Annotated in this window: 16 protein-coding genes and 1 pseudogene; 4 read left to right on the forward strand and 13 right to left on the reverse strand. The window is 40.0% G+C overall.

Annotated elements, in window-relative coordinates:
• Positions 1-385 (forward strand): serpin family protein (locus J6O61_RS13400; RefSeq protein ID WP_292214228.1); only part of this gene is annotated, 385 nt, incomplete at its 5' end.
• A gap of 65 nt (positions 386-450) precedes the next feature.
• Here J6O61_RS13400 and J6O61_RS13405 read toward each other — a convergent pair.
• Genes J6O61_RS13405 through J6O61_RS13425 form a run of 5 tightly spaced genes read right to left on the reverse strand, consistent with a single transcriptional unit; the run spans position 451 to position 4440 of the window.
• Positions 451-1101, reverse strand: a complete 651-nt coding sequence (locus tag J6O61_RS13405) for a hypothetical protein (protein WP_292214230.1) — start codon at positions 1099-1101, stop codon at positions 451-453.
• A gap of 17 nt (positions 1102-1118) precedes the next feature.
• On the reverse strand, positions 1119-1355 hold the full coding sequence (locus tag J6O61_RS13410) for a hypothetical protein (protein WP_292214233.1): 237 nt from the start codon (positions 1353-1355) through the stop codon (positions 1119-1121).
• The gene (locus J6O61_RS13415) at positions 1345-1857 is read right to left on the reverse strand and encodes a DNA topology modulation protein FlaR (RefSeq protein WP_292214236.1); all 513 of its coding nucleotides are present in this window, start codon (positions 1855-1857) and stop codon (positions 1345-1347) included. The genes J6O61_RS13410 and J6O61_RS13415 overlap by 11 nt, the downstream gene beginning before the upstream one ends.
• Complete coding sequence (locus tag J6O61_RS13420; protein WP_292214239.1) at positions 1854-2426, reverse strand: HD domain-containing protein; 573 nt, start codon at positions 2424-2426, stop codon at positions 1854-1856. The genes J6O61_RS13415 and J6O61_RS13420 overlap by 4 nt, the downstream gene beginning before the upstream one ends.
• A gap of 55 nt (positions 2427-2481) precedes the next feature.
• Entirely contained in the window at positions 2482-4440 is a 1959-nt protein-coding gene (locus J6O61_RS13425) for a glycoside hydrolase family 31 protein (protein ID WP_292214242.1), read from the reverse strand.
• A gap of 210 nt (positions 4441-4650) precedes the next feature.
• On the opposite strand from J6O61_RS13425, the gene J6O61_RS13430 reads away from it, so the two are divergent.
• Positions 4651-4932: a hypothetical protein gene (locus J6O61_RS13430; RefSeq protein ID WP_292146484.1), complete on the forward strand. Its 282-nt coding sequence runs from the start codon at positions 4651-4653 to the stop codon at positions 4930-4932.
• Positions 4933-5435: 503 nt separating this feature from the next.
• Here J6O61_RS13430 and J6O61_RS13435 read toward each other — a convergent pair.
• The 5 genes and pseudogenes from J6O61_RS13435 to J6O61_RS13455 form a co-directional block, all read right to left on the reverse strand.
• Positions 5436-6152, reverse strand: a pseudogene (locus J6O61_RS13435) (amino acid ABC transporter ATP-binding protein); the annotation flags it as partial.
• Positions 6152-7708 carry an ABC transporter substrate-binding protein/permease gene (locus J6O61_RS13440; protein ID WP_292214248.1) on the reverse strand — a complete coding sequence of 519 codons (1557 nt, stop codon included), beginning with the start codon at positions 7706-7708 and terminating at the stop codon, positions 6152-6154. The pseudogene J6O61_RS13435 and the gene J6O61_RS13440, both read right to left, overlap by 1 nt.
• A 99-nt stretch (positions 7709-7807) precedes the next feature.
• The gene (locus J6O61_RS13445) at positions 7808-8461 is read right to left on the reverse strand and encodes an SGNH/GDSL hydrolase family protein (protein ID WP_292214250.1); all 654 of its coding nucleotides are present in this window, start codon (positions 8459-8461) and stop codon (positions 7808-7810) included.
• 723 nt (positions 8462-9184) lie between these two features.
• A complete protein-coding gene (locus tag J6O61_RS13450; protein WP_292214253.1) occupies positions 9185-9721 on the reverse strand; it encodes a histidine phosphatase family protein in 537 nt (178 codons plus the stop codon).
• Positions 9722-9741: 20 nt separating this feature from the next.
• Positions 9742-11148, reverse strand: a complete 1407-nt coding sequence (locus J6O61_RS13455; protein WP_292214256.1) for an aldehyde dehydrogenase family protein — start codon at positions 11146-11148, stop codon at positions 9742-9744.
• Between the two features lie 162 nt (positions 11149-11310).
• Here J6O61_RS13455 and J6O61_RS13460 point away from each other — a divergent pair, with 162 nt between their 5' ends.
• Both J6O61_RS13460 and J6O61_RS13465 read left to right on the forward strand, forming a co-directional pair.
• Positions 11311-12336, forward strand: a complete 1026-nt coding sequence (locus J6O61_RS13460) for a DUF2804 domain-containing protein (protein ID WP_292214258.1) — start codon at positions 11311-11313, stop codon at positions 12334-12336.
• A 23-nt stretch (positions 12337-12359) separates the two neighbouring features.
• Positions 12360-13304, forward strand: coding sequence for a DMT family transporter (locus tag J6O61_RS13465; RefSeq protein ID WP_292214260.1), 945 nt, complete (start codon positions 12360-12362; stop codon positions 13302-13304).
• Here J6O61_RS13465 and J6O61_RS13470 read toward each other — a convergent pair.
• From J6O61_RS13470 to J6O61_RS13480, 3 genes are all read right to left on the reverse strand, one after another.
• Positions 13296-13496, reverse strand: coding sequence for a hypothetical protein (locus tag J6O61_RS13470; RefSeq protein WP_292214261.1), 201 nt, complete (start codon positions 13494-13496; stop codon positions 13296-13298). The genes J6O61_RS13465 and J6O61_RS13470 overlap by 9 nt on opposite strands.
• Before the next feature lie 168 nt (positions 13497-13664).
• The gene (locus J6O61_RS13475; protein ID WP_292214263.1) at positions 13665-14228 is read right to left on the reverse strand and encodes a biotin transporter BioY; all 564 of its coding nucleotides are present in this window, start codon (positions 14226-14228) and stop codon (positions 13665-13667) included.
• 152 nt (positions 14229-14380) lie between these two features.
• Positions 14381-15160, reverse strand: a complete 780-nt coding sequence (locus J6O61_RS13480; protein ID WP_292214264.1) for a biotin--[acetyl-CoA-carboxylase] ligase — start codon at positions 15158-15160, stop codon at positions 14381-14383.
• Positions 15161-15182 lie beyond the last annotated feature (22 nt).

The raw sequence follows: 15182 nt of genomic DNA on the forward strand, positions 1-15182 counted from the left end.
AGCCAGCAAGATAGCCAATGCATCCGTTGAAGAAGTCGCTGTTAAACTTCCCAAGTTTGAATCAGAGACGTCCTTTTCAGAGAACCAGCTCATCGATTTCTGTGTAGCCCGTGGTGCAGAGCAGGCCTTCACTCAAGACGCAGACTTCTCACTCATGAGCGATGAGATGCAGCTCTTTATCTCTGACATTATACAGAAAACCAAGATCAAGGTCGATGAGAAAGGAATCGAAGCTGCCGCTGCCACAGCAGTCATAATGACTGAAGGTTGTGCCCTGGAAGAACCTGAAGTAAAAGAGTTTATTGCAGATGAACCATTTAAGTACATGATCCTGACAGACAACGAGACTCCGGAACTCCTCTTCTACGGACAACTTGTTGAATAAACTAATAAAGGCTGAGCTTTTGATGGCTCAGCCTTCATTACGCACCTTTATAATTCCTATAATAATCAAAGGTCTTCTGCTTCTTTGCCCTGCAGCCAGTCCATAGAACATAAGTATTCATAAAAAGTCCTGTATTCCGGAACCGGCCATTTCCCTTCTACATACTCAATCAGATCCGAATCGGCACTATACTCTTCATCGATGCACTTCCCATGTAAATACAATGAAGCGCTACTATCTCCTGCCCAATAATCCCCGGTTTCAACATCAAAAACTAGTGTCTGATACTGTTCTCCTCCATCAGGAAGTCCATCCGCCTCCACAAGGTCAAGCACAATAAAGTGGTAGTGTTCCAATAAAGCAGCTTGTTCTCTAAGTCCATCTAAGCTTTGACTCACGTTAAAAGTTACATAGTTTGCACTGTTTCCTTTGACATTCTTATATGTCCGGTATATTGCTTCATAATTATCGTTATGTCTATAGAAATCATTCAGATCATATTTCATGTTGTGCCTGAATATACTGGAATCAAAATACCACTCTTCCTCTTCTTCATCATATTTTTCTGCCAGTGATACAAATGAGCATTTATTTACTTTTGGACAATTAATCTGTTCATCTTCAGAAGCATTTGCTGATAGCGAGAAATTCTTTCCGCAGCCAAGTAATCCTATGCTAATACTCAATATAGTTATTGCAGACAATACCTTTTTCATTAAATAATTCCCCATCTTTATTCTTTATGACTTTTGTCTTTTAAAGACTCCCAAAAAATATTACCACTCAAATATCCAAAAGTCTCTTCGTCACAGAATCTTTTGACTAGTTCTGAACGTAATTCCTCGTAAGAATCTTTATCGTATTGCTTGAAAGAAAGGTGTGAAAACAGTTTTGACTTAGTAAAATCTGATATGGAATCACAATTACTAATCAGGGCCTCCATAATCCTTGCAGTTTCATCACTGGCCATTACAGTACTCCATGCTTATAAACGATTTAGCACTTTCCGATGTTATGAATCTTTTATACTTAGAACTGTATGCAGAAAGGTATCCAATGATTTCTTTCCTATCTTTTTCATATTCAAATACCCACTTTATGCTGTATAAAAGAAACTTTATTGTGGGCTTTGAATTATATTTTTCTTTTCCTGTTCTCTGTCTGATCCAGCGCCTTATTGTTCTTACTAATCTTTTATAGATTGGTATATCCAACAGGATGATGTAATCACATTTCTCAAAACTCTCGCGTAACAGTTTCCTTGGAGAGCCTTCAACAATCCAGTCATCACTGTTTATGATCTCCTGAAAAAGCTGGTCTCGCTCTTTGTCATTACGTTTCTTATCACCATTGGGAGTTCGCTCCCAAACAATATTATCTTTTTGATAAAAAGGAACGTGATATGTCTCTGATAAATTTCTTGCAAGAGTAGTCTTCCCGCTGGCAACAGATCCGATGATATCTAGCTTCATACATTCTGTCCTTCGCTATCAATTTTATCTAACGTATCATCAAGAATTGCTTTTCTAAGATCTGTGAGCCACTCTGAAAAAGAAACCGTGTCAAATGCATATGTCTTATTAAGCTCATACTCATTTTCAGACCAGGTATCGATTGGAGACTCATTATGCTGGATCAAAGCCTCAAGCTTATCCAACGACTTGTACAGCTTAGCTTCTTTCGTCTCCTGCGCATCCATTTCTTTATACAGAGCCGCTATATCATCCGATAATTCCTTGGGAAGAGACTTGACCCACTGATCCAGAAGATAATCTTCAACTTCCCTGTCAGCGTCAGTCTTAATGAATGTAGGAATATCTCCCGTGAAGCATTCGCCAAGGTCGTGAATAAGACACATATCAACCACCTTATCGATATCAAGATCCTTAAACTCATGTCTTAAGAGAAATGCCATGAGTGATATACGCCAGCTGTGCTCTGCAACGCTCTCTGTCCTGCGCTTCGTTGTTGTACAGTGACGAGGTGTGTCTTTTAACCTCTCAGCCACATGTAAAATTTCCAAATACTCCCTTGCATTCATATCTGCTCCTCCGCTTTTTTGATAAACACTAAAACTGAAATATAATCCTATATAATCACCTGGAAATACCGTCATCTGTAAACAGCTCATATGCGCTATTATCACAGTCATAACATTCATAACTGATGTTATTATAATCAATCTGTTCTGTTCTACCTGCAGGTACTGCAATGGGAAGCGCGTGGCCTTTTTTGATAAACACCAGCACTTCATTGAGGGCAGCATCAACATAGTGATGCCCCTTTGATATGATCTCAACATCATAATCGTTATAGCTTCTAAATCTGCACAGCTTCATGTCTTCGGGAAGGTACACATATCTGCCGTTAGCATTCTGTTTATATACAGGTGCAACCATAATGCTCTCTCCCACAAAAAGCTGGTCCTCTACTTCGTAAGCCATTTCATCATCCGGATAATCAAAACATAGAGGTCTGAACAGCATTTCGTCGTTATTTACTGCCTTCATGAACTCTGAATAAAGGTACGGAATCAGTGCGTATCTGAGCCTAAGAATGTTTTTAAAGCTCTCTTTGTCAGTAAATCTGTAGAATTCCTGTCTTCTGGTGCCATCTGCGGAATGATTTCTAAAAAGAGGCGTGAAAATACCAAATTCAGCCCATCTCATAAGCAGGTCTTCTGTGACATCAGCTCCAAAGCCGCCTATATCAGCGCCACTATAGATAAATCCACACATATTGAGCGCCGGCATCTGCTGAATATTAAGCAGTAAATGACTCCACCAGGATTTATTGTCGCCGCACCAAACGCCGCCATAGCGATGCATTCCTATATATGATGACCTAGAGAACATGAGAATTCTTTTATCTGGGGAAAGTCTCTCAAATGCCTCGCCCGCAGCTCTTGTCATATTATAGCCAAATAAGTTGTGGACTTTGTCGTGGCGATATATCTTACCTTTATACTTGTGGTAAAATCTCCTGTAATCCTCTTCGTTGTTTGCAAGTCCCCCAACTATATCCTGAAATTTAAAGAAGGATCTTATATCCAGATTTTTCCCCTCTAGCTCTTTTATCTGCTCAAAGACCTCTTTCAAATGGTCCTCGGTATAAAAAATAGCCGGTTCATTCATGTCATTCCAAAAGCCGTCGATTCCATAGTCCAAAAGAACTTTATATTTTTCGCCAAACCATTTTCTGGCATCCTCGTTAAGGAAGTCAGGGAAATGCACTTTTCCGGGCCAAACCGCAGCAACAAGGTTCTCTCCATTTTCTTTTTTGCAAAAGAAATTATTCTTTACCCCTTCTTCATAGACGTCATATCCTTCTTCAATCTTCACTCCTGCGTCAATGATCGGGACAAGATGTATGTTTCTGTCAGCCATTTCCTTCACAAATGCACTAAAATCAGGAAATCTCTCATCGCTGACCGTGAAATCCTTATAGCTTTCCATATAGTCGATGTCCAGGTACACGCTATCGATGGGAATATCCAGTTCATCGTACTTGTCAACGACTTCCCTTACCTGGTCTTCATTCATGTAGCTCCATCTGCTTTGGCCAAATCCAAAAGCCCATCTTGGCGGAATGTAGCTCTTTCCTATTATGCCACGGAACTCTTTTACAATCTCAAGGATGCTCTCGTCTTCAATCAGGTAAACATAGGCATCGAAGTCCTCAAAGACAATGGAAAAAACATCCTTATCCGTATATCCTATATCAAAAGAGACCCTGCCCGGTGTATCAACATACATTCCAAAGCCCTTACCGTTCCCCCAGATAACAAAAAAATTCTGAGCGGCATAAAGAGATCTTTTGTCTTCTGTATGATTGGGATCATCTGAGCAATTGCTGACGTAGATATACCCTCTTTTATTTATTCCGCGCACAGTTTCACCAAGCCCGTAAACACGATCTTTTGCGTCCACATTATATTTCAGTTCATTTTTCCCCTGAACTCTTTCAAAATATGGGATTTCTTTTTCTTCATTGGCAAAGGAAACTACCACTGAATCTGTTTCTATGGGATTACCAATTTTATACTTTCTGACCATTATCCCTTTACTCCTCCTACTGTGATTCCCTGTTTCATCTGGGTTTGAGCGATTATATATACCACTATACAAAATTCAATTTTTTTCTGCAATTCATGATTGGAAACCGGTTGAGAAAAACAACAAATATGATATGATTTATTTAACAGGCAAAGGCGTCGTTACATAAAGGCGTTCTTTGCCTCTTCTAATAATAGCAGGAGGTGCACTATGGAGATTACAGAAAAACTAGACGCATTATTAGAAAAAGCCGGCAAAGACAGTGTTCTCAAAGACAAACTTTTAGCTACAAGAAAGTCTCCCAACCCCATTGCCGACTTTTGCGATATTGCAAATGAATATGGTATTCAGATAAGCGTTATGGACATAGTAAATCAGGGAGAAGAATTCTACGCAGAAATCAAGCGCAGCACCAATGGCGGCGGCGAAAACTCTCCTGATCTTGATTTTCAGAATGATGAGTATTCTATTTTTATGATGAGACTACAGTGAGGATATACAAGCTCTTCTCTGAACCATAAACTCACGAACATTTTTAGATTCCTCAAGATCCAGAGAGAATCCTAATTTCTCTGCCACATACACTGAAAATATGATACGTAAATATTTCATTCAAATTATCATTATCTTCCGATGGTAAGCTTTAGCAGATTTGGATAATCGCTGTTTTCCAGCCATTCATAACTGTTTTTTTCCGTTAATCCTTTCAAAATGGAGAGTCCGAGATCATCTCCTGTTGAAGTCATATCAAAACGAGGTCCATTATAACTGAATGCAAGTTCAGCAACCTCCGTCTGTTCTGAATATTCACATACCGTATGGATGCTTAAATCATTCATTCCTGATACAAGAATACGCATAACCTCCTCAAACATGAGCGTAATATGTTTGGCCATCTTTGGAGCAATCTGATTTCTACTGCAATAAGCTGAAATCTCGCCTACTACGCTGAGAAAATTATAATCACGACTATTAATATCAAGTTCCAACACCTTAAGTCTATGTATAAATCGCCGAGTATTCTCCCCCTTAGGATTATCAAATATCTGCTCCGGACTACCATCTTCATATATTTTTCCTTCATCCATGAAAAATACACGGTTACAGATGCTCTTGGCAAAATGCATCTCATGAGTAACGATCAGCATAGTTTTGCCAGTTTGAGCCAGATCTCTGATAGCAGATTGCACCTCTCCCACCATTGTGGGATCAAGGGCACTAGTAGGTTCATCAAGCAAGATCACATCCGGATCCATTGCTAAAGCTCTAGCGATGGCCACGCGCTGTTTCTGTCCACCTGAAAGCTGATCAGGATAGTTTAATGCCTTTTCGCCAAGACCTACTTTTTTGAGCAGTTCCATGCCTGTATCATATGCTTGCTGCCTTGATTTGCCCAGAAGATCCACGGGTGCCAGCATTACATTTTCTATTACTGTTTTATGATCAAACAGATTAAAGCTCTGAAACACCATCCCCATCTTCTGTCGAACCTTGTTAATATCAGTCTTGGGATCAGTGATTTCCATGTCATCCAACCAGATTCTTCCCTCGGTCGGTTTCTCTAATTGATTGATACAACGCAGCAGCGTACTTTTTCCAGTTCCCGATGGCCCAATGACAGATATGACGTCCCCGTCATGAATTTCAACGCTAACATCCTTAAGCGGAGTGACATCTTGATATGACTTTTTCAAGTGCTCTATTCTGATCATCAGTGCTTGATTCCCTTCAAAATCTCTGACTCTTTACGGCGTTTAGGATTGATATTCACACTTATTCTCCCAACCCCAAAGCCAACTAGCGTTTCCAAAGCAAAATATATAACCGTAATAGCGATTAGTGGAAAAAATGCTTCATAAGTACGCCCTCGTACAATGTCTCCTATTTTTGTAAGATCCTGCACCGCAATGTAGCCCACTATTGCTGTCGACTTAATTAAACTAACAATTTCCCCCTTATATGCAGGCAGAACAAAAGGCATTGCCTGTGGCAGGATAATCTTGTAGAAGGTTTGACGTTCTGAATATCCTAGTGCATATGCACCTTCATACTGTCCAATCCCAACTGCACCTACACCTGTCTTTAATAAACCGAAAACAGAAGCTCCAAATGTCAGAGTAAAGCCAATTATAGCCACTAATACACCATTAATGGCCACTGAACCAAATATTACGTAAAAAAGAATCATAAGCAGCACTACCATCGGCATGCCCTGTATCAACCACATAAAAAATTGTGTAATAATGTTGGCCACGGGATTACCGTTTCGACATGACATAAATACCACAAAGCCAAGCGCTGTTCCAAACAGTACTGCAAATATCGTAATAAGCAAAGTCGTCATAATTCCTTTTTGAAATAATTGCCAGCGATTTTCTCGTATAAAGGTCTTATTAAAGCTTTCAATGATACTATCCCAAAAAGAATCGTTATACTCGGCGTTTTCTTTGAGAATCATAGCAACAGTGCCCCCGGAAAAGTTAGGCTTTGAGAAAAGAACGCTTTCGGCACGTTCAGGTGTAATACTGATGCCGGCTAATGCAAAATCACATTTACTTGTCTGAATTGCTGGCAGTATCCCGTCAAAATTCATGTCTATGATGTCAAGACCGTACCCGCTGTATTCACAAAACATAGCGGCAAGCTCCATATCATATCCTACCACCTTACCATCTCTCATATACTCAAATGGTGCATATCCCGATTCTGTCGCCAGTTTAAGAACACCTTTTTTTGCTTCCAGCCTGCTAATATCCGGCATCGTCTTATCTGCCTCATTTTCACTGAACCACTTGACTGAAAGATCATCAAGGGTTCCTTCCGGAAGGTGCTCCAAAAATGCATTAAATTGATTCCTTAGCTGTTCTCCATCCCGAGTCTTTGGAAATATTGGTGCAAAATCATAACTATCAAGATACTCTGGCAAATACACAACATACTTGCTCTCACGTATCAATATTTGAGCCACAGCCTCATCAACAATAAAAGCATCAATCTTTTTACCTATGAGAGCCGCCAATAGATCGGCTTTACCATTGTAGTATTCCAAATGAGCTTCCGGCATTTTTTCACGTACAGCTGCATCGAAACTGGTGCCGGTCTGAATACCTATCCGCTTTCCGTTCAGATCTGATAAAGAATCAATCACATGGTCATTCTGCTCCGATGCCGTACATATAACCGATTCCTTCAATACTATCAGGATACCGACAAGAACAGCTGCCAATAAAAAGAGAATCGTTGACTTTCCAATAGTTTTTTTCTTCATACAAATTAACTTCCCTGGCACTCGCAGTCATCGTTATAGCGTGTTTCTATGTGCTATTAATTATACATCCCATAGCTAAAAAATCAAAGAAACTGTGTTTTAATTGCCAAGCTGCATAAGCCTTGATTTAAGACATCTGTATATTATTTCATTTCCGGCATCATTTGGATGAAGACCGTCAGGACAATATCTTTCTCTTAAAAAATCCTCTTCGGGCTGAATCCCGCTTTCTTTATATAGGTCTACTACAGGAAGCGAGTAATACTGCGCTACCTCGCGTATTATCTCAACATAATCCGAAAGTGTTCCCCAATTGCGGATTCCTCTTTCGTTGTAAACTCTGTTCTCATCTGTTCTATGAAGAGGTGTCATTACAATAACATTTGCCTTGGGATATTTTTTCAATATTTTCTGATACAGATCATGCAGTGCCCCATAAAAAGTGTTCGGTGTGCGGTCGGTCATGCAACCCTTTGCTGCATCTCCATGACCGTAGTCGTTAGTCCCACCAAATATCACAACTACATCAGCATCGTTGTCCATAGCATCAACTCTTGATGCAAAATACTGATCCATTCTCTCATCATAGGGAACCTGCTGATTGGCTATTCTTGTTCCTCCAATGCCATATCCCCTGCAAATGCATCCATCCTTCTCAAATCTTTTCCAGAAAAAGAACTCCGGAGAAGAAGCTCCATGCCCTTCTGTAATGCTGTCCCCAAGAAAATTGATCTTTAATCCTTCAAGTCTCATTGCCTGTTGTACTCCTCCCAAATATCTTTAATACAGACAATTATAGTATTTTTTCTAAAAATGGACCACTAACCCAGTCCCTATCCAGGCACCCTTTCAGCCCTTATCACCTTTTATTGTGTAGAATAATTATCCAATATAATGAACTTGGGATTCATCATATCTGTCCTGCTATTCTCTTAAACTCGTCTATATCATCCTTCTAATTTACTGCGAAACATCCAACAATTTGCCTTGTGCAGTAAGTATCATTATCTTTTACTGTACAGGTACAAATACTACTATTGGCACAGTATTAATATTCTTTTATTGATTTGTCTTGTCAGATTTATTACTGCAAGAATAAGATTTCTAAAATACTACAGTAAAATAATAGTTTAATTTACCGCAGAATCTTGAAAACTATATTTTTGCAGTATTCACATTACTGCAAAAATATAGTTTCTTTACATTATACAGTACTTAAATAGAAACCCTACTGCACATTTCAAAATTTCTTGTAATATGCAGTAGTATCCTTATTTAACAACACAATCCGAGGCTCTGCATCTTCTCAATCATAATCGATACATAAGAGGAAAAGCAGTTAAGACTATAGACGAAGCAGTTGATTTTTATGAAAGTCTTGGCTCTGAAAGTCTTGGCTCAGAACGCGCTGTCGTCATGCGTACCAGAGGCTTTGGCACTCATGCAGAGATTAGTCTCCCTACAAGTTAAAAGAAATCAAGTAAAATCATACCTTTTAACTTCGCAGTTTCTGATACCAAAGCATGAGAATTCCTCATTGTTCATGTCTCTGAAATAGGACTCAACAATTCTGACTATTCCATTATGTGCCACGAGAATGCACTCTTTATCGCTCTTTTTTACATCATCAATGAGGTTGTAGATTCTTTGGGCCATCTGGAGCATGGATTCCCCTGTTCCAAAGCGGCTTGCCATGTCTTTTTTGGCTTCGTGGAATTCTTTGCCATCGCGTGGGGTGGATTCCCAGATTCCATAGTTTTGTTCTATAAGACGCTGATCAACTTCCATAGGAATACCTGTTATTTCTGAGATATGCCTCGCAGTTTCCTTTGCCCTGATAAGAGGCGATGTAAGTATGACATCCGCCTTAATTCCCATTTCCAGTATTTTATGGCCTGTCTCTATGGCCTGCTGATGGCCTTTTTCAGTGAGTTCTATATCAGTTGCTCCACAAATTTTATTTTCTACATTCCACACGGTCTCACCGTGCCTTACAAAGTAAAAATGATCCATTCTTATCCCCTTTAAATTTCTTATCGCTCAAAGAGCTCTATTAATGCTCTTTTCCAGCTTCTTCCATACGGGTGCTCCCGCATTGACAGATTCCCTTTTGTAGCACCAATAAGCACTGTCGCTGGATGCGTAAATTCGTCAAATCCCCATTTGCCATGGTATGCTCCCATACCGGAGTGGCCTACACCATTAAACGGAACGCCCTTGACCATCATATGAAGGCATACTTCATTTATGCATCCGCCGCCAAACTGCATTCTTTGCATGACCTTTTTAGCCCATTCCACATTGCGCGTAAAGATATAGAGCGTAAGGCCATGCTCTCTCTCGGAAATCGTATTTAACACATCCCTGATTGCGCTGTCTTTATATTTTACTACAGGAAGAATCGGGCAAAAAAGCTCTTTTTGAACTAATTCTTCATCAATATCTACCGGATATATAACAGTTGGTTCGTATTTAAAAGAGCTCTCATCACCTTTTCCGCCATATACCACTCTCTCCCTATAGTCATTTACTATACCTGCGCACTTGTCATAGGCAGATTTCCCAATGAGGTGCGGATATTCAGGATTATTTAATGGATCGTCACCAATTTGCTTGGAAAAAGCTTTTTTCAGCTCATGGACAAATTCATCACTGACTTCCTCAGCAACGGCAATCTGGTTTATATTTGTGCATATCTGTCCGGAATTTAACAGCTTAAAAAATGCGATTTTTCTTGCAGCATCTTTTAAATCCGCATCTCTCCTGATTATGCACCAATTCCCGGTTTCTCCTCCGAGTTCGAGAGCTGTTGAAGTCAAATTTTTTGCAGCTTCTGAGAGCACATGAACTCCAACTTTTGGGGATCCTGTGTAAAAGATCTTGTCGAAACGCTGTGCCAGACACATATCTGCAACATCATGGCCGCCATCCAGTACTGTTACATACTTTTCCGGAAAGATCTCAGCAATCATCTTTTTTAAAAGAGCTGTGCTTGAAGTTGACTTGGAACTGGCCTTAATAACTGCAGTATTTCCTCCAGCTATACTTGCGATCAAAACGCCTATTGACAGCATAAACGGAAAATTAAAGGGGCTGATTATAAGCGATACTCCATAAGGCATCTTATAAACTTTTGTTATCACGCTTGGGAAACAGTGAATTCCACTGAAATGAGTCTCCGGCTTTGCCCATTTCCTAATGCCTCGTATTGTCTCATTAATTTCGAGAACAAGGCTTCCAACATCACAAAAATAGGCCTCAAGAGGAGTTCGTCCAAGGTCATTATAAAGGGCATCTTCTATATCAGTTCTATGTTCAAGTATCAATTTTTTCAACCTTTGAAGCTGCCTTATACGAAAATCTATGTTCAAAGTCTTACCCGATCTAAAGAAATCCCGCTGTTTTTCTACTATTTTCTTAACACCAGATTCTGTATACATGGCTTTCCTCCAATCAATTGACTGAATCATATTTCACGAAATGCGCTGATTATGCAATAAATACCTTTTTTATCTAAATTGTATCACGTAGTATACCTTAATATTCCATGCGTGATAATATTATTATATCAATCATTTTTCATCGCGAAAACGGAGGGTATTATGGGGAGAAATCATGAAGTCACAACTGTTCATCCACTTCTTGGTGCTGATGGCGAGCTGATAGAGCCGGGCTGGTCAAGATCTCTTTTGCAAAAATATGACAGGGCAATGATAAAGGCTCCTAAGTGGCGCATTAAAGAGTGGGATTATTATCTAGTTTTATCTGATTCTTTTGCCGGTGCCTTCACAATTTCTGATGATGGCTACATTGGCCTGCAATCCGTTTCGCTTCTTGAATTTGGAGACAATCCCTGGGAACACACGGAAACCGTGCTAAATGCCTTTCCTATGGGTAAGCTCGCTCTCCCTTCATCTTCCGAATCAGGCGTAACTGTTTATGAAGACAACAGACTTCAGATGAAGTTTGAAGCCATTGATGGCAAAAGACATATCACATGCCACTTTGAGAACTTTTTTGAAGGCAAGGCTTTTAACTGTGACATTACCCTTACGCAGCCGCCCATGGATTCCATGGTAATAGCTACGCCTTGGGATAAAAAGCATGCATTTTACTATAATCAAAAGATAAACTGCATGCGCGCGTCTGGCTTTATGGAGTTTAATGGGAAAAAATATGAATTTAACCCCTCCACGGACTTTGGCACCCTTGACTGGGGCCGAGGCGTCTGGACCTATGACAATACATGGCACTGGGGATCAGGCAATGCTGATATAGATGGTAACTCCTTTGGTTTTAACATAGGTTACGGCTTTGGAAACACCAAAGCCGCAACTGAAAATATCATTTTTTACAAAGGAAAAGCCCACAAACTAGACGATATCACGTTCCATATACCTGAAAACAGCTATATGGAGCCTTGGAAATTTACATCATCAGATGGCCGCTTTGAAATGGATTTTGTTCCCGTCCTGGACAGGGCAGCATGTCTTGACTATAAGCTCATAGTATCAGACCAGCATCAGGTTTTTGGCAAAATGAGTGGAACTGCCATTCTTGATGATGGCACTAAGATCAATGTAAAAAATATCATGTGTTTTGCTGAAAAAGTGCATAACAAGTACTAAAATCTGTTATAATGTTTTTCATTATGAAAAAAGAAACAAATCCTCAAATAAAAAGTTCATTACTTCTATTACTAGCATCTATTGTCTGGGGCGCCGCTTTTGTTGCACAGTCACTTGCCAGCGGTTCAGTCGGAACCCTTACTTTTAATGGCATACGCTTTATTATCGGCGGCTTGTGCCTGTTGCCATTACTAAAAGGACATAATATAAGACCATCAAAAATTCCATTCAATAAACTACTTGGCGGAATTATTTGTGGCCTTGCGCTCTTTCTGGCTTCGACTTTTCAGCAGGCAGGGATTGCCCTCGGTGCATCTGCAGGAAAGTCAGGTTTTCTTACTGCCTGCTATATAGTTTTAGTTCCAATTCTAGGTCTTTTCATCGGGAAAAAATGTAATATCTGGGTATGGCCCGCAGTTGTGATCGCTATTTCAGGATTGTACCTCTTATGCATTTCCAAATCTGAAGCAGGATTCTCCATATCTACAGCTGATCTGGCTATCTTAATGTGTGCTCTGCTGTTTTCAATTCAGATACTCTGCGTTGACCACTATGCTCCCATTATGAGTCCGGTAGCTCTTTCCTGCGTCCAGTTTTTTGTAAGCGGATTTGTGTCGATGGTTGCGGCTATCATTTTTGAAATGCTTCCCAATCCTTCAGCGTGGCTGATGAGCCTGTCTGCGCCCACTTCATGGATTGCTATTCTTTATACAGGAATCTTTTCAAGCGCTGTGGGTTATACTCTACAAGCTGTAGGACAGCGAAATCTCAATCCGGCACTTGCTTCGTTGATCATGAGCCTCGAGTCTGTGTTCTCTTCGCTTTTTGGCTGGCTCATACTTCGACAAACTATGACCGGAAGGCAACTGGTTGGATGCATACTTATTTTTTCAGCCGTCATACTTGCTCAACTCCCGCAGAAAAATCCAGATAGCCAGGAAACTACATCGCCTTCAATATCAAATTAGTGCAAAGTCTTTTTCATTGGTAACCATCGCTACATAACTTCTAAGGCTCTCTGCTGCTTCCGAATTCTCAGACCAATACTGGTTAAGCGCCTTGCCTTTCTGGCTGCCACATCCGGTTATTCCTGCACAAACAAATATCATTACCATTACCAACAGCATGGATAATACCTTTAGTCTGCTTCTCTTTTTCATAATTATTCTCCTTTATCATGAAGTGATAATAACGTTATAGCAATCATTTCAAAACGTGGAAATGATAATTGCAAGCTATGCTATTTTATACGAATGAAAAAGAAAAAAGAAAGTGTTGCAGCATATTTTGCCTCAACACTTTCTTAATAAATCATCAATTATTATTTATTACTTGATCACAGGCTCAATTCTCTTTGCTACAACTACAGCCAGTGCCATCTTAATGAGATCAGGAATAATGAATGGGAATACGCACCAGCCAAGTACTGTAAGAAGTCCAACTTCGCCGCTGCTCTTAATATACACGTGCATGAACCATGCTGTTCCAAACGCATAGCATACCGCAAGACCAAGCACAAGCGCTACAATTTTCATAACCAGATTCTTTTTTAAGAACTTGGAAAACAGCATATATATAAGTCCCACAAATAAAAATCCGATAATGTATCCTCCGGTGCTTCCCAAAAGAATCCCGATTCCGCCGCTAAATCCTGCAAATACAGGTACACCGACAGCTCCAAGAAGTACATATACCAGTGTTGCTATTGTTCCCCTTTCACCTCCAAGTAAAAGCAATACAAAAAATACAGCAAATGTCTGAAGTGTAAACGGAACTGCTGTAGGAATGCTTATCCAGGAGCATATAGCTATCAGCGCTGCGCTAATTGCTATATATACCATATCCAATACTTTTGAATTTTCTCGTGTTTTAATTGCCTCTGCATTACTCATGATGTCTGATCCTCCAACTATAATTTACATTTGAGAATACTCAGTCCCAAACGCTTATATGAAGTTACCACATCAAAAACAGATTGTCAACCAATTACGCTTCATTGGTTGACAATCTGTTTTTAATCGGTTGACAATTCCGTGCTTGACTTTTATGCCCGACAATCCAATACTTTTTCAATTACCCTTGCTATTAGCGCATTTTTTGTAATTGTTGCTTTTCCGGCATCAAACAGACTGGTTGCTCTTTCTCTCACATCTTCGGGAAATTCACTTATATCCGAGTCAAAGTTTATCCCTATTCCTGCAACTATCCACTGCAGAGTGTTGCTGTCAAATTCGCTGCCTGACTCCAGCAAAATTCCGCATATCTTCTTGTCATCAACGTACAGATCGTTAATTCCACCAATATGGGCTTCAATCCCGGATAGCTCTTTAATAGCTTCTATCACAGCTTCTCCCACAAATGTTGTCACTTCTTTACTATCTGTGCTGAACAATGATTCCGGTCTTAAAATAATGCTCATATACAGACCACCTTCCGGGGAAAAGAAAGTATGATCCTTCCTGCCTCTCCCTCCGGTCTGTGTCGTCGCAATTATGACCGTCCCATGCGCTGCTCCGGTCATAGCAAGCTCTTTTGCCTTGTCACTTGTAGATTTCAAACTATCATATACATAAATATCTGCCTTATCAAAGTCCGTCGGCAACTCTGCTTTTATTCCCCCGACAGATATAATATCGTTATTATCGGTCAACCTGTAGCCCTTATTACTGACTGCCTCTATATTGTAACCTTTTTCTCGAAGATCCTTTATGGCTTTCCACACCGCATTTCTGGAGACGCTACACTGTCTTGCCATATCTTCACCGGAGGTATATATGTCTTTATTGGATTCAAGTATATATAAAACTCTTTCAGATGTACTCATTTTCCCTCCCAGTTAAACAATT

It is taken from the genome of Butyrivibrio sp., assembly GCF_017635265.1.
Lineage (GTDB): Bacteria > Bacillota > Clostridia > Lachnospirales > Lachnospiraceae > Butyrivibrio.